Origin of the sequence: Rhodococcus opacus B4 (assembly GCF_000010805.1) — a bacterium.
In the GTDB taxonomy this organism is placed as follows: domain Bacteria; phylum Actinomycetota; class Actinomycetes; order Mycobacteriales; family Mycobacteriaceae; genus Rhodococcus_F; species Rhodococcus_F opacus_C.
On record NC_012522.1, the window covers coordinates 3,462,870 to 3,483,639 of the forward strand.

Consider the following 20,770-nt stretch of genomic DNA (forward strand, 5'->3'; position numbering starts at 1 on the left):
AGCTCCTCGTGAACGATGGGTTCCGGCTGCGTTCGAGCGGCCAGCCGGGGCATGCCAACCACGATGACCCACGTCACATCACCCCCACACGGGGTAAAACACCCCCTTCGTTACCTGTGTTGGCCGTCACATTCCGATGGGGGTACGTTCGTGCCACGACCTGGCCGCTCGGAAGAGGGAGATCCACTGACTCGCTCGAGAGAACTCACGCGGTCGATGACCAGCTTCATCGGCAGGCGGCGCGAGATCGAGGAAGCCCGGGCCCGCCTGCAGCAGTCCCGGCTCGTGTCGCTGCTCGGCGTCGGCGGCGTGGGCAAGACGCGACTGGCCGAGGAACTCGCGGTCCGCTCAGCGCGCGCCTTCCGCGACTCGGTCCGGTGGATCGACCTCGCATCCGTTCGCGATCCCGACGCGCTGCCCTCCGCGGCCGCCGCGGCCCTCGGCGTCACCGACCAGTCGAGCCGCGCGGTCATGGACAAGGTGATCGACCACCTGCAGTCGCGGCATCTGCTGATCGTGCTCGACAACTGTGAGCATCTGCTCGCCGCCGCAGGGGAATTCGTCGGCACCGTCCTTGCCGCCGCGCCGGAGGTACGGATCCTCACGACGAGCCGCGAGCCGCTCGGGATCGCCGGGGAGCACACGTACGTCCTTCCGCCGCTGAGCACTCCGGGTGACATCGAAGACTGTCGCGCATCGGACATCGCCCCGTTCGAATCGGTGTCGCTGCTGGTGGAACGCGCGCAGAGCGTGGTCGCCGACTTCCGTCTCACCGACGCGAACGCCCACGCCGTCGCGCAGCTGTGCAATCAGCTCGACGGAATCCCGCTCTCCATCGAACTCGCCGCGGTCAGGCTGCGGTCGTTGTCCGCGTCGCAACTCGTCGAACGCCTCGATCAGCGTTTCGCGCTCCTCACCGGCGGCGATCGGGCCGCCCTGCCCCGGCAGCAGACGCTGCGAGCCCTCATCGACTGGAGTTACGAACTGTGCTCCGGCACCGAGCGGCTGTTGTGGTCGCGGCTCGCGGTGTTCCCCGGCAGTTTCGATCTCGAGGCCGCCGAGGCGATCAGCGGATTCGGGGCGCTGTCCGACACCCCGGTCATCGACGTCCTCGACCGGCTGGTCGGAAAAAGCCTTGTCACCGTGGATCGTTCGACCGAGCGACTCCGCTACTCCCAGCTGATGACGGTGCGGGAGTACGGGCACGAACTCCTCGACGCCGACGGCGAACGCGACGAATTGTACCGGCGGCACCTCGAACATTATTCGGCGCGCGCCCGCCGATCGTCGCTCGACTGGTGCGGGCCAGGACAATCCGAGATCCTCGCGGAACTGCGGATCGACCACCCCAACCTCGTCGCCGCTCTCGACTGGGCGCTGCGCGACGACTCGCAGCGGGCCGCGGCCGCGGAACTGGCCGTCGCGCTGCGGTATCACTGGATCGCCGGCGGCAATCTGTCCGACGGACGGAACCGGCTCGAGCGGATACTCCACCGGCTCACCGAACCCACCCGGGAGCGGGGCGACGTGCTGTGGGTGACCGCCTGGACCGCGCTGATCCAGGGTGACCGCGACGCCGCCCGCGAACATCTCGACGAATGCACGGCGATCGCCACGGCACTCGGCGACGACCGGCTGCGCGCGAACGCCGACCACTGGGCAGGCAGCCATGCGATGTTCTCCGGCCGTCCCGGCGACGCCATCTCGTTGTTCCGCGGCTCAATCGCCGTTCAACGCGCCGTCGGCGACACGGCGGCGGCGCTCACCGCGTCATTCGAATTGGGCATGGCGCAAACCTACGACGGCCGCCTCGACGACGCACTGGAGACGTGCCGCGACGTCATCGAGGTGGCCGACGCGCACGGTGAGAAGTGGAACAAGGCCTACGCCCTGTGGGTTTCGAGTGTCGCCTACTTCCATCTCGGCCGACACGACGACGCCGTCGACGCCGCCCGGCAGGCACTGCGGATCCAACGCGATTTCAAGGACAAGATCTGCACCGCCCTGTCGATCGAGGTGCTGTCGTGGGTGGCGGCGTCCAGTGGCGACGCGAGCGCGGCGGCGACCCTGTGCGGCGCCGCGAAAGGTGTGTGGCACCGGCTCGGCACGTCCGTGGCGGCGTTCGGCCCCCAGATCACCGACGACTCGCTGACGTCGGAACGTGTCGCCTCCGGCAAGGTCGGGCCGGACGAGTTCGCCCACCTCGCGGCGCCGGCGGTCCGGCTCACCATCGACCAGGCCGTCGACCTCGCACTCGGCACCCGGACCGAGGACGCGCCGGCCACCATCGTCGAACCGTCGCCGCTCACCAAGCGGGAACAGGAGATCGCCGAACTGCTCGCCCAGGGGCTCAGCAATAAGCAGATTGCCGAGGCCCTGGTGATTTCGCGGCGCACCGTCGACGGGCACGTCGAGCACATCTTCGACAAGCTGGCCGTCGGGTCCCGCACCCAGGTGGCGGCGTGGGTCGCGGCGCGGGCGCATCCCCCCGCCGCGGACAGCGGCCGATAACCGGGACGTAACCACCCGGTGCCCGAAAGGCACTGCACAGTCGGGCATCTGGACGGGGTCTATACTCCACGTCGTCGCCCACCGGCCGTGGGCAGGACCACGGGGAGGCAACGCATGACGTCGCAGCAGCAGGACACCGGGGCGGACTACCGCGGGCCGCTCGCACCGCCGCCCGCCAGCGGTCTACCGCTCGCCGTCGTCGCGATTATCGCGTTCGTGCCGTTCGGCATCGTCGCGCTTCTGCGGTCGCTCACCGTCCACCGGCGGTGGGAGCGGGGCGAGTACGACCTTTCGGTGCGCGCCGCCGCCGACGCCCGCCAGTGGTCGATCCGCGCGATCGCCCTCGGCGTCTCGATCGCGGTGTTCGCGGTCGGGGCCGCGCTGGTGCTCTCGACGCCCTAGGGCGAAACGCCAGATGCGGGAGTCGCTTCCACCCGGACCCGCGGACGCAACCAGTCCGGCAGCCACCGCGGCTGCGCATCGGGCGCCTGGTCGAGCACCCCGCCCGCCATATCGTCGATGAAGCCGTACCGCACGAGGTCCTCGCCGGGCCGGTAGATCTGGCGGACGATGAGCGCACAGATGACCACGACCGCGACGTCGCGGACCACCACCGCGGCGGTGAACCACTGCTCGGGGAGCCCCTTGTTCGACACGCCGAGGTAGTAGAACATGCGCGGCACCCACACGAGTGCGTCGATCGTCATCCAGGCCAGCAGGATCCGCCGGTGCGGGAACGCGAGCACGGCCAGCGGCACGAGCCACAACGAATACTGCGGGCTCCACACCTTGTTGGTGAGCAGGAAACCCGCGACCAGCAGGAAACACAGTTGAGTGAGCCGCGGCCGCCGGGGCGCCGTCAGCGCGACGTACCCGATCCCGGCGCACACGAGCGCGAACAGCAGGAACGACACCGCGTTCAGCACGGTGGGCGCCTCACCGGCGGACAGGACGCCGTCGAATCCGGTCCAGCCCGTGAACGAGGAGATGACGTTGTAGACGGAGTCCGGGTCGGCGCCGCGTTCGGAATTGAGCCGGAAGAATTCGGCCCAGCCGCGCGGGAACAGCACGGCGATCGGCAGATTCACCGCGACCCACGCGCCGACCCCGGTCAGCGCCGTCACCGACCAGTCCCGCACCTTCCCGGTGCGCAGGCACAGCACCAGCAGAGGTCCGAGGAGGAGCAGCGGATACAGCTTGGCGGCGCCGCCCAGCCCGAGCAGAATGCCGGCGAGCACCGGCCGCTTCCGCGACCACGCCAGCAGCCCGCCCGCCGCGAAAGCCGTTGCGAGCGGATCGAAGTTCGTGAACGCGTGCACGATCACGAGCGGGGACGCGGCGATCAGCGCGGCGTCCCAGATCCGGCGGCCGGCCAGCAGCGCACTCGCCCAGACGGTGACCAGCCAGGCCAGTGCCAGACCGAACGCGACGACGTTGAAGTAGATCGCGACCTGCAGGGCACCGGGCAGCCAGCGCACCGCGTCCCACGACTTCGCGATCGTCATCGCGCCGTACTGGTAGAGGCCGGAGATCACCGGGTATTCCATGTAGCGGCGCTGGATCTGGCCGTTGCCGGCCTGTTCCTCCCACCACTTCTTGTAGGGGAACGCGCCCTCGTTCAACCGTTCCGCGCCGTACAGGGGCACCGTGTCCGAGTAGCACATCGCGACGTACTGCCTGCTGCCGCTCCAGTCGAGCCCGAGCGCACCGTTCTCGCCGACGGGAGCCTGCTGGATGCACGGCGCCTTCGCGAACCAGCCGAGCGCGAGAAACACGATCGCCAGCAACAGGATGGCGCGCATCGGCGTGAAGAACCGGCTGCGTCCGACGACGGCGTGCCGCCCGACCGGACCACCGATCACGCCGGACAGATCGGCGGTCAGCGGGTCGGTGCGCCCGGGAAGGTCCCGCCAGTCCGCGGAACGCCGATCCTTCGCCAGCGGCGCGGGCGAGACGGAATTCGTCTCGCCCGCGCCGGGGACGGAGTGCGCGTCACGGTTGTCGGCCACTCCGCGAGGCTACCGGTCGCCGTTAACGGGTCGGAACCTGCTGCTGGCCGTTGCCGTTACCGGCGTTCGGCGGTGTCGTCGTCTCCGGTTCCGCAGGCACGGCGGGGGCCGGCGTGGTCTGCCGCGGTGCCAGACCCGGAATCGGGATGGTGATGCCGGGCAGGATCTCCACCGGCGACGGCGTCACGACCACCGGCGGCACGAGTTCCGTCGGCAACTGGAACGTGCTCGACGGCGGCGCCGACGTCTTGGTCGGTGCGGGCGCCGAATAGGCCGGGACACCCGACTGGCCACCGATGGCACCCGGCTTCGGGAACTTCTCGACGTCGGTGCCCTCGAGGGCGCCGTCCATCGTGTCCTTCCAGATGTCGGATGGCAGACCGGAACCGTAGATCATGGCGCCGCCGCTGTTCTCCAGCGCCGTACCGTCCGTGGTTCCCACCCAGACCGCCGTGGACAGCGACGGGGTGTACCCGACCATCCAGGCGTCCTTGTTCTGCCCGGTGTCGCCGAGCTGCGCGGTGCCCGTCTTCGCGGCCGACGGACGTCCGCCCGCCAGGTTGTGGTTGCGGGAGTACCCGGCGATGGGCTCCATCGCCGACGTCACGTTGTCGGCGACGTCCTTGTCGATGCGTTCCTCGCCGGTGTCGCCGCCGCGGTCGAGCAGCACGGTTCCGTCCGCGCTCACGACCTTCTGCACGAAGTGCGGGGCGTGATACGTGCCCGACGCGGCCAGCGTGGCGTACGACGACGCCATGTCGAGGACCCGCGACTGGTACTGGCCGAGCACGATGCCGTTGTTCGGACCACTGCCGTCCGGCTCCGTCAGCGACGGCCCGACACCCGGGATCTCCTTCGGGATGCCCGCCTTGTGGGCCATGTCGGCGATCGCCTGCGGTCCGCCGTCGAGTTCGAGTTCCTGACGGTAGAAGCTGGTGTTCAGCGAGCGCTTCAGGGCCTCGGCGATGGTGCAGGTGCCGCAGCCCTCGCCTTCGACGTTGCTGATGGTGATGCCGTTGACCGTGAGCTCCGAGCTGTCGTACATCTGCGACAGCGGGATGCCCTGGTCGAGGGCCGCGGCGAGACCGAACACCTTGAACGACGAACCGGTCTGCAGGCCGGCGTTCGCGAAGTCGTACCCGCCGCCGTCCTCGCCGCCGTAGTACGCCCGCACCGCGCCGGTCTTCGGGTCGACCGACACGACACCGGTGCGCAGGTTCTCCGGCTCACCCTCCATGTTCGAGCGGACCGAATCCACGGCCGCGGCCTGGGCGACCGGGTCGATCGTGGTGGTGATCTCGAGGCCCTCGGTGTTGAGCAGCTGCTCGCTGATCCCCGCCTCACCCAGCTCCCGCAGGACCTGGTTCTTGATCAGACCCTCCGGTCCGGAATCCTGGTTGCCGTTGTCGACCTGAGCGATCGGCACGTACGGCGGATACTGCATCACCGACCGGGCCGACTGCTGAAGCGTCCCCGCCGACACCATGCCGTCCAGCACGTAGTTCCAGCGCGCCTGCGCACCCTCCGGGTTGGTCTCCGGGTCGAGCAGCGACGGCAGCTGGATCGACGACGCCAGCACGGCGCTCTCCTCGACCGTCAACTGGTCGACGGGCTTGTTGAAGTACGCCTTCGACGCGGCCGCGATGCCGTACGCACCACGCCCGAAGTAGATGGTGTTCAGGTACGCGGCGAGGATGTCGTCCTTGGTCCACTCGCGGGCCATCTTCGACGAGATGACGAGTTCCTTCATCTTTCGCGTCAGCGAACGCTCGGAACCGACCATCGTCTTCTTCACGTACTGCTGCGTGATGGTCGAGCCACCACCGGCGCTGTCCTTGCCCAGGACGTTGTCGCGGGCGGCACGCGCGAAACCACCGATGGAGAAGCCGGGGTTCGAGTAGAAGTCCCGGTCCTCGGCAGCGAGCACCGCGTCCCGGGTGTGCTTCGGGATCTGGTCGAGCGTCACCTCGGTGCGGTTGCCCTCCGGCGGCACCACCTTGCTCAGCACCGACGTGCCGTCGGACGCGTAGATCGTGGCCACCTGGTTGGTCTTGAGGTCGCCGGGACGCGGGACGTCCTGGACGACGTAGGCGGCCATGAACAGCAGGATCGGAATGATCAGACCCAGCGCGACACACGCGTACGCAGCCCGTCGCACGATCTTCCACCGCGACTTCTTCACAGCCGTCTTCTTTCCACCCTTCGGCGGTTCACCACCGCGGCCGCCACCGGTCTTGCGGCCGTTCGGCGGCGGGCCCGGCGGGCGCCCGCCGGGGCCCGACTGGTTACGCGCCACCGGGGGCGCACCGGCGGGACGTCCGGGCGGGGGACCCGGACGACGCGGCGGGGGACCCGGGGGACGGCCACCACCCTGCGGCGGCGGACCGGGACGACGCGGCGGCGGGCCGGGGGGACGGCCACCACCCTGCGGGGGCGGGGGCGGCATCCGACGCGGCGCAGGTCCACCCGCAGGCTGTCCGCCGCGGGGTGGTGGACCTCCGGGGCGCCCCTGTGGCGGGGGGCCACTCGGTCGTCTCGGTCCGTTCGGTCGATCACCCGGGGCGTTGCTGCGGGGGGAACTCACGTACAAATCTCCAGTGGTTGTGGACCGGCTTCAGTCCTGCGTTACGTCGGTGGGCATTCTTCGGCCCGCGTCCGTGTTCGGGCGTGTGTCTACTCGCTCGCGGTGCGACGGCTCGGAGGCCGAGGCCGTGGCGACGACCGCCTGGGCCGTTTCGGTGCGGGAACGGTACCGAGAACATAGGACTGGACCAAATGGTTCCAGCTGCACGTCCGGCACACCTCGACCACGTGAACCGAGAACTCCTCCTGAGTGGACGCAAGACGCACCAACTCCTCGGCCGTACGAGCCGAACCCGACACCGGGCCCAACTTGTCGCCGAAGACCCAGGAAACCAGAGTCAACTGCTCCTTACGGCAGATCGGGCACACCACGTCACTGCCCTTGCCGTGGAACTTTGCGGCACGAAGCAGGTAGGGGCTGGCGTCACAGACCTCCGTGACACCCGTCCTGCCCGAGTAGACCTCGGCCAGGAGAGACCGGCGCTGAAGCGCATAGTCCACCACCTGCCGCTGTATCCGCACGGAGACCAGAGTACGTGCGTCGCGTTCGGAGAGAAGGGGTCGGTCGAGTGACGCTGGTCAAACACGGTTGCCGCACTACGATGCCGGTGTGGCCTCTGGACCGTCCCCGCAGACTCGCGCACGTGACCTCGACCGGGTCAACGCATGCAGCCAACTCGACGCCGCCTACGCCGACGGCCAGCTCGGTGCCGGCGAGTACCACGACCGGTCCGCCCAGGCCATGTCCGCGAAGACCCTGGCCGAGCTGAATCTGCTGATCAGCGACCTGCAGCTGCCCTCGGCCGTCACGGAACAGGCACCCGTCCGGGCCCCGGGAACACCCCGCCGGGCGCTGCGGATCGCCGTCGCATGCGGGGCGGTGATCGCGGTCGGCGCGATCGGTCTCGCGGTCACCGAGCAGGACGGCCCGGACCCCGTCGTCACACCGGCCCCGGTGCAGGTCGAGAAGCCGCTGGCCCAGCCGGAGGTCGCGGTGCCGGCGGTCGAGCCGATCATCGTGGGCCCGGCGCAGCCCCTCACCCAGGACGGGATCTACGCCCTCTTCGAGCAGTACCGGCAGAAGTTCGGCGACCTCACCGTCCACGAACTGGGCTTGTACGACGAGTACGCGATCCTGTCGCGGACGGCCCCGGACGCACCCGACAAGGTCGACCGGTACGACTTCCGCGGCGGATTCAAGGCGTCGGGCACCCGCACGCAGCGCCTCCCCGGAACCGGCGAGGTCGACCTCGCGCAGGTCGACGTCCCCGCACTCGTCGCGCTCATCGCCGACGCACCCCGGCTGATCGGCGTCCCGGACGGCAGCATCGGGCACATCCTCCTCGCCGACGGCGGCAAGGGACCCACCATCAACGTGTACGTCTACGACAAGGCCCAGACCGGCGGCGGCTATCTGCGGGCGACACTCGGCGGAGACGTGTGGCAGGTGAATCCCGCGAACTAGGGTGCGTCTCCCAATCCCTCTCGGATGCACCTGGCGAAACAATCGTCGTCCGGCAAGGCGGAGGAGAAGCCGATACCGGGTTGTATCGGCGCCGACGACAACGCAGCAGGGCGGCGATTGGGCGCCAGGAGCGCCGAATGAGGATTGGGAGACACACCCTCAGCGCTCTAAGATCCTCGGGTGGCCAGCCGATACCCACCGAACACGCGCGCGCGAGACGTCGATCGAGCCAACACGTCCGCACTGCTCGATGCCGCGTTCGGCGACGGCCAGATCAACGAGGCGGAACACCGCGCGATGTCCGAACTCGCCGCGGAGGCCCGCACCCTGACCGACCTCGACGTTCTGGTCAGCGACCTGCAACGGCCCGCCGACGCACCGCCGGACGCACGGCCCCCGCGCGACACCGCCAAGCCCTGGTTCCCGCTCGCCGTTGCCGCGGTCGCGGTCGTGGCGGCGGTCGGCGCCTTCGGCCTCGCCGACGGCGAGGACGCGGAGGCCTCCGTGACGCCCGTCGCGCAGCAGGTCGATTTCGATTCCGTCGAACCGGTGGTCGTCGCGACCCCGAACCCCGTATCCCCCGAGGGCATGAAAGTCTTCCTCGACCGGTACCGCGCCAAGTTCGGCGACCTGATCGTCGACGACCTCACCCTGCACGAGGGCGGCCACGCCAGCCTCGAACGCGCGCTCCCACTCGAGCCGAACCGCATGGTGAGCTACGACTACCGCGGCGGGTTCACACCCTCCGGAACTCCGACCACCCGGAAGGTCGACACCCCCGTGTTCGACCTGTCGACGCTGAACCTCGACCGGATCGGCGGAACGGTCGCGGGCGCCCCGGTGAGCCTGAATGTCCCCGACGGAAAAGTCAGTCACATCTCGTTCCAGACCGACAACGGAGGCCCCACCGTGTCGATCTACGTGAACAACGAGTTCAGCGAGAGCGGACACATGGAACTCACCCCGTCCGGTGAACCTCTCAGCGTCCGCCCCTTCGGCCGATAGGACGCAGATGTCCAGGACCCCACTCGCCGGCATCCGCGCCCGCGACTCCGACCGCGCCGACACGTGCGGGCTGCTCGACGCCGCACTGGCCGACGGCCAGCTGTCCGCCTCGGAACACGCCTCCCGCACCTCCACCGCGATGCGGGCGAAGACGTTCGGCGAACTCGAACGCCTGATCGGGGACCTTCAGATCCCCAGCCGGCTCGCGGCCAGCCCCGTCGTGTCGCCGCGCCGCCGCCGGTCGCCCCGCCGATGGGTGTACGCCGCGATCCTCGTTGTCGCCGCGGCCGCCGTCGGCGGGATCGCCGGAGCCGTCGCGAACAGCGATCTCGGCCCGTCGAAATCGGTGCCGAACCTGACCACCGGCGCCGGCCTGCACTTCTTCCTCGCCGAGTACCGCGCCGAGTACGGCGACACCGTCGCCGACGAACTCGGCCTCTACCCGGAACACGCCGTCGTCGACCGGCCGGCCTCCGGCAACTCCAGACAGTCCGACTCCTACCTCTACGACGGCGAGTTCGACGACTGGGGCAGCTCCTCCAGCCGCCCCGCCGACGAGAGGTCCTTCGACCTCGGCACCGTCGACCAGGTCGCGATCGCCGGACTCCTCGCCGGAGCACCCGAAACCCTGCGGGTCCCCGACGGGACGGTGGAGATCGTGTCCTTCCGCTACGAACCCGGCTCCGACGACGGATCGCCGACCATCTCCATCCACGTGAAGAACGCCGACGGCAACAGCGGGCACATGGTCGTCGGATTCGACGGCGAGCCGTTCGACATCTACCCGTACGAGGACTGAAAGTCCGGCGGCCGTTCGCCGTCGCCGGGGTTCGCCGTCGCCGGGGTTCGCCGTCGCCCAATGTGACATCCGTTCAGTCAGACGGCACCGGTGTGACATTCGGCGACGCAGCCACCGGTACCCGACCACCGCCCGACCACCCCCGCCGTCGCCCAATGTGACATCCGTTCAGTCAGACGGCACCGGTGCGACATTCGGCGACGCACCCACCGGTACCCGACCAGGGTCGACAACCTGCGACGGCTTGTCCCATGTATCGAGCGGGCGTATCGTCCTATATATCGGTGCGATATAGTTTTGAATCGCATCACACGGTTAGGTCGGGCGACTCAGGGGGTGGACATGCTCGAATTGGCAATTCTCGGGCTGCTCCACGAGTCACCCATGCACGGATACGAGCTACGCAAACGGTTGACGGGACTCCTGGGCGCTTTCCGCGCCTTCTCCTACGGTTCCCTCTACCCGACGCTCCGACGCATGCAGGCAGACGGACTGATCGCCGAGGACGCAGGTCCTCCGGGGACCGTCAAGCGTCGCGCCCGCCGCGTCTACCAGCTCACGCCGATCGGCAAGGAGCGGTTCAAGGAACTGGTCGCCGACACGGGTCCGCAGAACTACACCGACGATGGATTCGGCGTTCATCTCGCCTTCTTCAGCCGCACCCCCGCCGAGGCGCGGATGCGGATTCTCGAAGGCAGACGACGCCAGGTCGAGGAGCGCCGGGAGGGGCTTCGAGACGCGATCGGCAGAGCGAGCGGCACGCTGGATCGCTACACCAAGCAGCTCCACCAGCTCGGCCTCGAATCCAGTGAGCGCGAAGTGCGCTGGCTCAACGAGCTGATCGCCGCCGAGCAATCGACAGCAACACCTAAGAAAGAAGGAGAACCCGACCATGGGTGAGAACAGCACCGCGGTGCGCGTAGCCATTGTGGGCGTGGGGAACTGTGCCTCGTCCTTGGTTCAGGGCGTGCAGTACTACAAGGACGCCGACGAGACGGCGACCGTTCCCGGCCTCATGCACGTCAAGTTCGGCAAGTACCACGTGCGCGACGTGCAGTTCGTCGCCGCGTTCGACGTCGACGCCAAGAAGGTCGGATTCGACCTGTCCGAGGCCATCTTCGCCAGCGAGAACAACACCATCAAGATCGCCGACGTCCCGCCGGCCGACGTCCCGGTGCTGCGCGGCCCCACCCTCGACGGCATCGGCAAGTACTACGCCGAGACCATCGAGATCTCCGAGGCCGAGCCCGTCGACGTCGTCAAGGCCCTGAAGGACGCCAAGGTCGACGTGCTGGTCTCGTACCTGCCCGTGGGCTCCGAGGACGCCGACAAGTTCTACGCCCAGTGCGCCATCGACGCGGGTGTCGCGTTCGTCAACGCCCTGCCCGTGTTCATCGCCTCCGACCCCGAGTGGGCCGCGAAGTTCAAGGACGCCGGCGTCCCGATCGTCGGTGACGACATCAAGTCGCAGGTCGGCGCCACCATCACCCACCGCGTGATGGCGAAGCTCTTCGAAGACCGCGGCGTGCAGCTCGACCGCACCATGCAGCTGAACGTCGGCGGCAACATGGACTTCAAGAACATGCTCGAGCGCGACCGCCTGGAGTCGAAGAAGATCTCCAAGACGCAGGCCGTGACGTCGAACCTGACCCGCGACCTCGGTCCGGGCAACGTGCACATCGGCCCGTCGGACCACGTCGGCTGGCTCGACGACCGCAAGTGGGCGTACGTCCGCCTCGAGGGTCGCGCGTTCGGTGACGTTCCGCTGAACCTGGAGTACAAGCTCGAGGTCTGGGACTCCCCGAACTCGGCAGGCATCATCATCGACGCCGTCCGCGCGGCCAAGATCGCCAAGGACCGCGGCATCGGTGGACCCGTCTACCCGGCGTCCGCGTACCTGATGAAGTCCCCGCCGGTCCAGATGGCGGACGACAAGGCTCGCGCCGAGCTCGAGGCGTTCATCATCGACGCGGAGTAAACACCGCGCAGCAGCAGTAGGGCGAATGCACCTTTCGACGTCTTCACGGCGACGAAAGGTGCATTCGCCTTTGTGTTCGATTTCTTGTCAGACCCTCCCTCTACGGTGACACCCAGGATTCATCGAGGGAGGCGTGATGTCCGACAACACTTTCGATCGCGAGATCGACGACGCCTGGACCGAGCTCCAGGACCGTCTGACCGGCTACGTGCACGCGATGGAGGACGACGACGAACTGGTGCTGCAGTCGCAGTACGACAGCGTCGACGAGGGCCTCGTCGAGACCGCCGCATGTGTGCGGTTCTTCGCCTGGGCCGGCGACAAGGTGCGGTGCGAGGTGCCGTCCAATCGCTTCCTGCACCCGGCGCGGGCGCTCACCGCGGAGGAGCACGAGCGGCTGATCGAACTCGGCTGGAACCTCCCCGACCTGTGCGGGCACGTCGACGAGGGCAACGGTTCCGCGTCGTACTACCTCGACGCCGACCGGGAGGACGCCCCCCTGCTGGCGTCGATGACGGTCACCGTGTTCCGGGAGATCTGGGACCTTCTGCATCCCTCGTTCCTGAAGGCGATCACCGGCGGCCGGGACGAGACCGCCGACTTCGGCGCCGCCGACGTCCCCGCCCAGCTGCGCGACGGCACCGGCTTGCGCGACCGTGTCGATGCCGCGGTCGAGGCCATGCTCGAGCAGGCGCCGGGTAAGGACGCGGACGGCGACATCCTCGTCTGGGTCGGCGACCTCCCCACGTATGTGCGGGTGATCGAGGAGGACGCCCGCGTCGAGGTGTTCGCCCGCGTGGTCCACATGATCAGCGACCGCACGCGCGCAGCGGAGGCGCTCGCCGACCTCAACCGCCAGTGGCCCGACATCAAGTTCCTGCTCATCGTCGACAACGTGGTCGCCGTCATGCGCGTCGACGGATCACCGTTCGTCGCCGATCACCTGGTGTCGGTGTTCCGGATGTTCGAGCATTTCGTGGACACCGTCGACGACGCGTTCGCCGAAAAGCTTGGCGGCAAACTCAATTCCACACCCGACGCCACGACCTCGTCCGCCGAGCACGAATGCGCGGACGAGTTCCCCGCCGCCCTCGTGACCCTGATCCACCTCGACTCAGAGAGCGGCCTCGACCCCGACGACGTCGCGGAAATCTGCGGACGCGACCGCGACACCATCCTCGAGTTCCTCCGCCTCTGTTCCGAGCAGGAAATCGAGTGGCGTCACAACGCCGAACTCGCCCGCGAGGAGGAACCCGAGGAGGCCGACATGTGCGAGGACGAGTCGAGGGCGTGGGCCAAGACGAAGGAAAGCCTCCGCGCCGCGCTGCGAGTTGTGGTGCTGCCGCACCGGACTCCGCCGCGCGGCGGGTTCCAGAACCTCGGCTAACCCGGCAGCGGGATGATGACGCCCGGCAGGATTTCGATCTGGGTGGGCGCCGGGACGGGTGCGGGCACCGGCGGAACGGGCGGTACCGGGACGGCCGCCGGGGGCGGAACCTCGACGGGTGCGGGCGTGGGGGCACCGGGCGGCGGGACGACCCCGCTGGTGCCGGGAGCCGTTCCGTCGCCGGCGGTTTGACCGCTCCACGCCGGCACACCGGCCTGGCCGCCGATCGGGTCGGGCCACGGGAAGTCTTCCCAGTCCGTGTCGTCGAGCGCGCCGTCCATCGTGTCTTTCCAGATGTCGGAGGGCAGACCCGAACCGTAGATCAGCCCACCCCAGGAGTTGTTGATGGCGGTCGCGTCGGCCTTGCCGATCCACACCGCCGTCGACAGCGACGGTGTGTACCCGACCATCCAGGCGTCCTTGTTCTCACCGGTGTCACCGAGTTGGGCCGTGCCGGTCTTCGCCGCGGACGGTCGTCCCCCCGCCAGCGCGTGGCCGCGCGAATAGGAGGCGATCGGCATCAGCGCCTGGCTGATGTTGTCGGCGACGGCCGCGTCGAGTCGCTGCTCGCCGGGGCTGGGCGCCCGGTCGAGGAGCACGACACCGTCGGCGGTCACGACCCGCTGCACGAAATACGGCTGGTGGTAGACGCCGGACGCCGCGAGCGTCGCATAAGCGGACGCCATGTCGATCGGCCGCGACAGGTACTGGCCGAGGACGATGCCGCCCTCCGGTTCGCCGCCGTTCTCGCTGAGCGTCTTGCCCTGCACTCCGGGGATGAATTCCGGAATCCCGGCCTTGTGGGCGGCGTCCGCGATGGCCTGCGGGCCGTTGTCCATCGACATCATCAGCCGGTAGAAGCTCGTGTTCAGCGACCGCTTCGTCGCTTCCGCGATGGTGCACGTGCCGCAGGACTCGCCCTCCACGTTGCCGATCTGCACACTGCCGACGGTCAGCGGGGCACTGCTGAACCGGGCCGAGAGCGGGATGCCCTGATCCAATGCGGCGGCCAGTCCGAAGACCTTGAATGAAGACCCCGTCTGCAACGGCGCCTGCGCGTAGTCGAAGCCGGCGCCGTCCTCGCCGCCGTAGTACGCGCGCACACCGCCGGTGCGCGGGTCGATGGACACGACCGCGGTCCGCAGCGCGGGATCCTCACCCTCGAGGTTGTCGTGGACGGCGTCGATCGCGGACTGCTGCGCCCTCGGATCGATCGTGGTGGTGATCTGCAGGCCCTCGGTGTTGAGGGTCTGCTCGGAGATCCCCGCATCCGACAGCTCGCGCAGCACCTGGTTGCGGATCAGGCCGTCGGGGCCGGGCGCGGAGTTGGCGTCGGTGGGCCGGTTGGACGGCGCCGTGAGCGGGAACTCCGCGGCGCTGCGGTCCTGCTGGCTGAGCACACCCATCGAGACCATGCCGTCGAGGACGTAGTTCCACCGCGCCTGCAGCTGGTCGAGGTTCGCTTCGGGGTCGAGGTAGGACGGGCTCTGGATCACCGAGGCGAGCACCGCGCCCTCGGCCACGGTGAGGTCGCCGACCGGTTTGTCGAAGTACGCGCGCGACGCCGCCTCGATGCCGTACGCGCCGCGACCGAAGTAGATGGTGTTGAGGTAGGCGGCGAGAATCTCGTCCTTCGACCACTCGCGGGCCATCTTGGTGGAGATCACGAGTTCCCGCATCTTCCGGTACACGTTGCGGTCCGCGCCGACCAGCACGTTCTTGACGTACTGCTGGGTGATCGTCGACCCGCCACCCGCGCTTTCCTTGCCGAGGACGTTGTCGCGGGCGGCGCGCATGAAACCGGTGACCGAGAACCCGGGGTTGGAGTAGAAGTTGCGGTCCTCCGCCGACAGGACGGCGTCACGGACGTGCTGGGGAATGGCGTCGAGCGCGATCTCGGTGCGGTTGCCCTCGGGCGGGATCACCTTGGTCAGTTCGGTGGTGCCGTCGGCGGCGAAGACGGTGGCCACCTGGTTGGTCTTCATGTCCGACGGCCGCGGGACCTCGGCCCGGATGTAGCTGACCAGGAAGACGACGAGCGGGATGACCAGCAGCAACGCGATCACGACCAGGCTCACCCGGCGGACCGTGCGCCACCGGTTAGGCGTCTTCGTCCCGCCCGGTGGTGGGGTGCTCGTGGCGGCCGAACCGTCGTCTGCGGGCGGTGTGTCTCCCGGATCGGAGGCACGATTGTCCGTCGCGTCGTTGCCAGAACTCACTTACACACTCCCGGTCAGTTATCCGGTCACGGAGGATCGTCGCACCCACCCGTACGTATGTTATGTGAATGGCCGTCAGTGTGATGTGCGGCGCGCTATCGCTCAGCAACTATCCGTACCGACCGGACTGTTTCAGCGCACCCGATTCCGGGCGGTGATCGCCAGCCCCGACAGCACCAGGCACCCGAGCAGCACCAGCGCGGGCGTGACGCCGGGATCGCCGCGGAAGACCTCGACGACCGCGGCGACGAACGCCATGACCGTGAAGAACCCGAGAATCCCGATCAGAACCTCGAGCCGCTGCCGCTTCGCCACCGGATGCATGGAGCGCGCCTAACTCTTCACGCCGCCGGCCGTCAGGCCCGACACGATGCGACGCTGGAACAGCAGCACCATGATCACCAGCGGAATGGTGACGATCGTGCCGGCCGCCATGATCGCCGCGTACGGGACGACGTGCGGGTCGTTGCCGGAGAACCGGGCGATGGCGACCGTGACGGGTTCGGTGGCGTCGCTGGAGAGCTGGCTGGCCAGCAGGTATTCGTTGACGGTCGCGATGAACGCGAGGATGGCCGTCGTGAACAGGGCCGGCGCCGCGAGCGGCAGCATCACCAGCCGGAACGCCTGCCCGCGGCTGGCGCCGTCGATACGGGCCGCCTCCTCGAGTTCCCAGGGAAGTTCCTTGAAGAACGACGTCAGTGTGTAGATGGTGAGCGGCAGGACGAACGAGATGTTCGGGATGATCATCGCCTGGTACGTGCCGATCCAGCCGATGTTCGTGAACAGCTGGAACAGCGGGGTGACCAGGGCGACGACGGGGAACATCGACGCCCCGAGCACGATGCCGACCACCACGTACTTGAACCGGAACTCGATGCGGGCCAGCGCGTAGGCGGTGAAGATGCCGACGGCGAGCGCGATGACGGTGGTGATGCCGCCGATGATCATGCTGTTGACGACGGCCCGGGTGAAGTTGTTGCCGCTGCTCGTCGACAGTGCGTTCTGGAAGTTCTCGAGCGTGACGTGTGTGGGCCACGGGGTGGTGTCGAACGTGTAGTCCGGGTCGCGGAACGCCGTCACCATCATCCAGTAGAACGGCGCGAGCCCCCAGACCAGGATGATCGCGACACCGATGTAGATGCGGGAGTTCTTGAACGCGAGCCGCTTCGGACGGTTGCGGGCGGGAGGTTTGCTCGGGAGTTCGAGCTCCGGGGCGCGGTGGGTCACGGCTTCGGGCCCTTTCGCTGGGCTTCCTGAGTTTCGACGGCGTTGGCGCCGAGGAATTTCACCAGCACGAAGGCGACCGCGAAGATCAGGAGGAACGTGATGGTCGAGAGTGCGGACGCGCTGTTGAACCCTTGCCGCACCTGGTCGACCACGAGGATCGACACCGTCGTGGTGGCCGGGTTGCCGCCGGTCAGGATGGCGGGCAGGTCGTACATGCGGAGGGCGTCCATCGTGCGGAACAGGATCGCGACCATCAGCGCCGGCTTCACCAGCGGCAGCGTGATCTGCCGGAACCGCTGCCAGGCGGAGGCCCCGTCGACCCGCGCCGCCTCGTACACGTCCTGCGGGATCATCTGCAGGCCGGCGAGGATCAGCAGGGCCATGAACGGGGTGGTCTTCCAGACGTCCGAGATGATCACCGCGAATCGGGCCGGCCAGGCATCCGACGTCCACAGGATCTCGGTGCCGAGGAGGCGGTTGGCGATGCCGTCGTAGGCGAAGATGAAGTACCAGAGCTTGGCGGTGACCGCGGTCGGGATGGCCCACGGGATCAGGACCGCCGCGCGGAGCAGGGCGCGGCCCTTGAACGTCTTGCCCATGATGATCGCCATCCACAGGCCGATCGCGACCTCGAGGGTCACCGTGACGACGGTGAAGAACGCGGTGTTCCCGACCGCCGACCAGAACTGGGATCCGAGCGTGCCGGGCGGGCACGCGACCGCCACCCCGCTCGGGGACGTGCACTGCTGAAGAATCCAGTGCGTGTAATTGGTGAGTCCGGCCCAGCCGCCCTCGACGAACATGCCGGTCGACGGATCGAGTCCCGCGTCCTTCTGGAACGACATCACCACGGCCCGGACCACCGGGTAGCCGATGACGACGGCCAGCACGACCAGGGTCGGCACCACCAACAGCCACGCGCGACGACCGCTCAGCCCGCTGCTTCGCGTGTTCGCGCTCTTCTCACGCGAACCGCGGCCGGGGTCGGAACCCCCGGCCGCGGGACGGGCCGGCGCTCCACTGGTGGTCCCAGTCGGAACGGCCATGTTCACTCCTGATGCTCTACGAGCCTGCGGACTGGATGCCGGACTGCATGTCCGTGATCGCCTGATCCACCGACTTCTCACCCTTGATGGCAGCGTAGGCGTTGTCCTGCACTACCTTCGACACCGCCGGGTAGAACGGCGTGACCGGACGCGGAACGGCGTTCTCGATCGACACCTTCAGCGTCGGCATGAACGGGTACGCCGCGATGATCTCCGGGTCGTCGTACAGTGCGGCGCGGACCGGCGGCAGCGAGCCCATCGCGATGATCCGCTGCGCCTGCTCACCCTGCAGGAACGTGAGGAAGTCGCGGGCCGTCGCCTTGTTCTCGGAGTATGCGCTGATGGCCGCGTTGTAGCCGCCGAGCGTCGAGGCGCCGATGCCGTCCTTGCCGGGCAGCGGGGCGACCGCGAACTTGCCCTTCACCGCGGACGAATCCTTGTCGGCGGTGCCGTACACGTACGGCCAGTTGCGCAGGAACAGCGCCTTGCCGTCCTCGAACGCCTTCTGGCTCTCGGGCTCCTTGAACGTGGTGTCCTGGGCCGGGATGTCGCCGTTCTTGAAGTTGTCGACCAGGACCTGCAGGCCGGCGCGGGCCTCGGGGCTGTCGACGGTGGGGGTCTTGCCGTCCTCGCCGACGAACGAGCCGCCGTACGCGTTGATGACCTCGGCGGTGTTCACCGTCAGGCCCTCGTACGGGGCGAACTGACCGGCGTAGCAGTCGATGTTGTTGGTCTTCGCGACCTCACACGCGGCGGCAAGTTCAGTCCATGTCTTCGGTGCGGCGGGCAACAGGTCGCTGCGGTAGTACAGCAGGCCGCCGTTGGTGTTCTTCGGCGCCGCGTACTGGGTGCCGTTGTAGGTGGCGCTGTCGACCGTGGCGGGGAGGATTCCGGTGTTGTCCACCGCGAACTCGCCGGTCAGCGGCTGCAGCCAGCCCTTGGCCGCGAATTCCGCGGTCCAGGGGACGTCGAGGGCGACGACGTCGTAGTCGGACTGCTTGGCCTGCAGGTGCTGGACCAGGTCGTCGTGCGCCTGATCGGCGTCGTTCGACTGCTCCTTGAACGTGACCTGCTCGTCCGGGTGCTCGGCGTTCCACGCGTCGATGATCTGGCGGACGACACCGGTCTCGGTGGTGTCCTTGCCCTCGACGTACGTGATGGGTCCGCGACCGTCGAGGTTCTCCGACGTGGAGTCGCTGCCGCTGTCGCTCGAGCAAGCGGTGAGCGTGACCAGCGAGGCAGCGGTGGCAAACACCGCGGCGCGCCGGACCGCTCTCGAAATCTGAACCATGGAGTCTCCCCGTAGGTAGATGTGGATGAACCCCGCCACGGTGCGACGAGATCTCGAGGCACCGCTGCGGCGTCGGAACATACTGTGGCATGGAACACCGCCGAAGTCCGGCATTGGCCCCGACCTGAATCGGTCAGGAGCCGCCGCGATCAGCTGAGCCGGTACCCCTCGGACGCCGAGAACAGGTGCACCTGGGTCGGGTCGACGTGCAGTTTCACCAGGTCACCCTTGCGGGGCGGGTTCCGCCAGTCGGCGCGGGCCACCAACTGCTGCGTCTCACCGTTGACGGTGCTGCGGCCGTAGATGTAGGCGTCGGATCCGAGTTCCTCCACCACCGCCACCTCCATCGGGATGCCGGTGGTGGACAGTTCCAGGTGCTCGGGGCGGATCCCGACGACCACCTGACGCTCGTCGCTGTCCGAGCGCAGCTGCCGGGGCAGCGGGATGGTCGCGTCGCCGAGCAGCACCCCGTCCGGGGTGATCGGCAGCGTGAACAGATTCATCGACGGCGACCCCATGAAACCGGCGACGAACACGTTCGCGGGACGGTTGTAGAGGTCGCGGGGCGACGCGCACTGCTGCAGCACCCCGTCCTTCAGCACGGCCACCCGGTCGCCCATGGTCATGGCCTCGACCTGGTCGTGCGTCACGTACACCATGGTCGTCTCGAGGCGACGCTGTAGCTGCGCGATCTGGGTGCGCGTCTGCACCCGGAGCTTCGCGTCGAGGTTGGACAACGGCTCGTCCATGAGGAACACCTGCGGCTGCCGGACGATGGCGCGACCCATCGCGACGCGCTGCCGCTGACCGCCGGACAGGGCCTTCGGCTTGCGGTCCAGGTACGCCTCGAGGTCGAGGAGCTTCGCCGTCTCCTCGACCCGTGTGCGGATGTCGTCCTTAGCGGCACCGGCGAGCTTGAGCGCGAAACCCATGTTCTCGGCCACCGACATGTGCGGGTACAGCGCATAGTTCTGGAACACCATCGCGATGTCGCGTTCCTTGGGTTCCTGCGTGGTGACGTCGCGGTCACCGATGAGGATCCGCCCGCTGTGGACGTCCTCCAGGCCGGCCAGCATCCGCAGCGACGTCGACTTGCCGCAGCCGGACGGTCCGACGAGGACCAGGAACTCGCCGTCCTCGATCTTCAGGTCGAGCGTGTCGACGGCCGGCTTGTCCGAGCCGGGGAACAGGCAGGTGGCACCGTCATAGGTCACTGTGGCCATGAACGTCGAAGTCCCTTCTACCCGGCG

General features: G+C 68.3%; 17 protein-coding genes. 8 read left to right on the forward strand and 9 right to left on the reverse strand.

Annotated features, from left to right (window positions below; all coding sequences use genetic code 11):
* Positions 1-216 precede the first annotated feature (216 nt).
* Positions 217-2,511, forward strand: coding sequence for an ATP-binding protein (locus tag ROP_RS15940; protein ID WP_043824833.1), 2,295 nt, complete (start codon positions 217-219; stop codon positions 2,509-2,511).
* Positions 2,512-2,625: 114 nt separating this feature from the next.
* A complete protein-coding gene (locus tag ROP_RS15945; RefSeq protein ID WP_043824834.1) occupies positions 2,626-2,913 on the forward strand; it encodes a CD225/dispanin family protein in 288 nt (95 codons plus the stop codon).
* Here the strand turns inward: ROP_RS15945 and ROP_RS15950 are convergent.
* The 3 genes from ROP_RS15950 to ROP_RS15960 form a co-directional block, all read right to left on the reverse strand.
* Positions 2,910-4,520, reverse strand: coding sequence for a glycosyltransferase family 87 protein (locus ROP_RS15950; protein ID WP_012690431.1), 1,611 nt, complete (start codon positions 4,518-4,520; stop codon positions 2,910-2,912). The genes ROP_RS15945 and ROP_RS15950 overlap by 4 nt on opposite strands.
* A 22-nt stretch (positions 4,521-4,542) precedes the next feature.
* Positions 4,543-6,816 (reverse strand): transglycosylase domain-containing protein, encoded by a 2,274-nt coding sequence (locus tag ROP_RS15955; protein WP_231868931.1) that lies wholly within the window; start codon positions 6,814-6,816, stop codon positions 4,543-4,545.
* 377 nt (positions 6,817-7,193) lie between these two features.
* Positions 7,194-7,625, reverse strand: coding sequence for a DUF5318 domain-containing protein (locus ROP_RS15960; RefSeq protein ID WP_012690433.1), 432 nt, complete (start codon positions 7,623-7,625; stop codon positions 7,194-7,196).
* 88 nt (positions 7,626-7,713) lie between these two features.
* Here ROP_RS15960 and ROP_RS15965 point away from each other — a divergent pair, with 88 nt between their 5' ends.
* The 6 genes from ROP_RS15965 to ROP_RS15990 all read left to right on the forward strand — a co-directional run bounded on the left by ROP_RS15965 (position 7,714) and on the right by ROP_RS15990 (position 13,737).
* Positions 7,714-8,568 (forward strand): DUF1707 SHOCT-like domain-containing protein, encoded by an 855-nt coding sequence (locus ROP_RS15965; RefSeq protein ID WP_012690434.1) that lies wholly within the window; start codon positions 7,714-7,716, stop codon positions 8,566-8,568.
* Between the two features lie 180 nt (positions 8,569-8,748).
* On the forward strand, positions 8,749-9,573 hold the full coding sequence (locus ROP_RS15970) for a DUF1707 SHOCT-like domain-containing protein (protein WP_012690435.1): 825 nt from the start codon (positions 8,749-8,751) through the stop codon (positions 9,571-9,573).
* Between the two features lie 7 nt (positions 9,574-9,580).
* Positions 9,581-10,372, forward strand: a complete 792-nt coding sequence (locus ROP_RS15975; protein ID WP_012690436.1) for a DUF1707 SHOCT-like domain-containing protein — start codon at positions 9,581-9,583, stop codon at positions 10,370-10,372.
* A gap of 342 nt (positions 10,373-10,714) precedes the next feature.
* Complete coding sequence (locus ROP_RS15980) at positions 10,715-11,272, forward strand: PadR family transcriptional regulator (protein WP_012690437.1); 558 nt, start codon at positions 10,715-10,717, stop codon at positions 11,270-11,272.
* Entirely contained in the window at positions 11,265-12,350 is a 1,086-nt protein-coding gene (locus ROP_RS15985) for an inositol-3-phosphate synthase (protein WP_012690438.1), read from the forward strand. Before ROP_RS15980 ends, ROP_RS15985 begins: the two co-directional genes overlap by 8 nt.
* Positions 12,351-12,486: 136 nt before the next feature.
* Complete coding sequence (locus ROP_RS15990; RefSeq protein WP_043824836.1) at positions 12,487-13,737, forward strand: T3SS (YopN, CesT) and YbjN peptide-binding chaperone 1; 1,251 nt, start codon at positions 12,487-12,489, stop codon at positions 13,735-13,737.
* On the opposite strand, the gene ROP_RS15995 is transcribed toward ROP_RS15990, so the two are convergent.
* From ROP_RS15995 to ROP_RS16020, 6 genes are all read right to left on the reverse strand, one after another.
* A complete protein-coding gene (locus tag ROP_RS15995; RefSeq protein WP_043824838.1) occupies positions 13,734-15,956 on the reverse strand; it encodes a transglycosylase domain-containing protein in 2,223 nt (740 codons plus the stop codon). The two genes, ROP_RS15990 and ROP_RS15995, sit on opposite strands and share 4 nt — an antisense overlap.
* Positions 15,957-16,088: 132 nt before the next feature.
* On the reverse strand, positions 16,089-16,280 hold the full coding sequence (locus ROP_RS16000; RefSeq protein ID WP_012690441.1) for a hypothetical protein: 192 nt from the start codon (positions 16,278-16,280) through the stop codon (positions 16,089-16,091).
* A gap of 9 nt (positions 16,281-16,289) precedes the next feature.
* Positions 16,290-17,183 (reverse strand): carbohydrate ABC transporter permease, encoded by an 894-nt coding sequence (locus ROP_RS16005; protein WP_012690442.1) that lies wholly within the window; start codon positions 17,181-17,183, stop codon positions 16,290-16,292.
* A complete protein-coding gene (locus ROP_RS16010) occupies positions 17,180-18,229 on the reverse strand; it encodes a carbohydrate ABC transporter permease (RefSeq protein ID WP_012690443.1) in 1,050 nt (349 codons plus the stop codon). Before ROP_RS16010 ends, ROP_RS16005 begins: the two co-directional genes overlap by 4 nt.
* 16 nt (positions 18,230-18,245) lie before the next feature.
* On the reverse strand, positions 18,246-19,520 hold the full coding sequence (locus tag ROP_RS16015) for an ABC transporter substrate-binding protein (RefSeq protein ID WP_012690444.1): 1,275 nt from the start codon (positions 19,518-19,520) through the stop codon (positions 18,246-18,248).
* A 149-nt stretch (positions 19,521-19,669) separates the two neighbouring features.
* On the reverse strand, positions 19,670-20,743 hold the full coding sequence (locus ROP_RS16020; protein ID WP_012690445.1) for an ABC transporter ATP-binding protein: 1,074 nt from the start codon (positions 20,741-20,743) through the stop codon (positions 19,670-19,672).
* Positions 20,744-20,770 lie beyond the last annotated feature (27 nt).

What these genes read in the sequence shown, in the direction of transcription:
- ROP_RS15940 (WP_043824833.1), top strand. Translation starts at nt 217, where the DNA reads ATGACCAGCTTCATCGGCAGGCGGCGCGAGATCGAGGAAGCCCGGGCC.
- ROP_RS16000 (WP_012690441.1), bottom strand. Translation starts at nt 16,280, where the DNA reads ATGCATCCGGTGGCGAAGCGGCAGCGGCTCGAGGTTCTGATCGGGATT.
- ROP_RS15945 (WP_043824834.1), top strand. Translation starts at nt 2,626, where the DNA reads ATGACGTCGCAGCAGCAGGACACCGGGGCGGACTACCGCGGGCCGCTC.
- ROP_RS15980 (WP_012690437.1), top strand. Translation starts at nt 10,715, where the DNA reads ATGCTCGAATTGGCAATTCTCGGGCTGCTCCACGAGTCACCCATGCAC.
- ROP_RS16020 (WP_012690445.1), bottom strand. Translation starts at nt 20,743, where the DNA reads ATGGCCACAGTGACCTATGACGGTGCCACCTGCCTGTTCCCCGGCTCG.
- ROP_RS16010 (WP_012690443.1), bottom strand. Translation starts at nt 18,229, where the DNA reads ATGGCCGTTCCGACTGGGACCACCAGTGGAGCGCCGGCCCGTCCCGCG.
- ROP_RS16015 (WP_012690444.1), bottom strand. Translation starts at nt 19,520, where the DNA reads ATGGTTCAGATTTCGAGAGCGGTCCGGCGCGCCGCGGTGTTTGCCACC.
- ROP_RS15985 (WP_012690438.1), top strand. Translation starts at nt 11,265, where the DNA reads ATGGGTGAGAACAGCACCGCGGTGCGCGTAGCCATTGTGGGCGTGGGG.
- ROP_RS15990 (WP_043824836.1), top strand. Translation starts at nt 12,487, where the DNA reads ATGTCCGACAACACTTTCGATCGCGAGATCGACGACGCCTGGACCGAG.
- ROP_RS15975 (WP_012690436.1), top strand. Translation starts at nt 9,581, where the DNA reads ATGTCCAGGACCCCACTCGCCGGCATCCGCGCCCGCGACTCCGACCGC.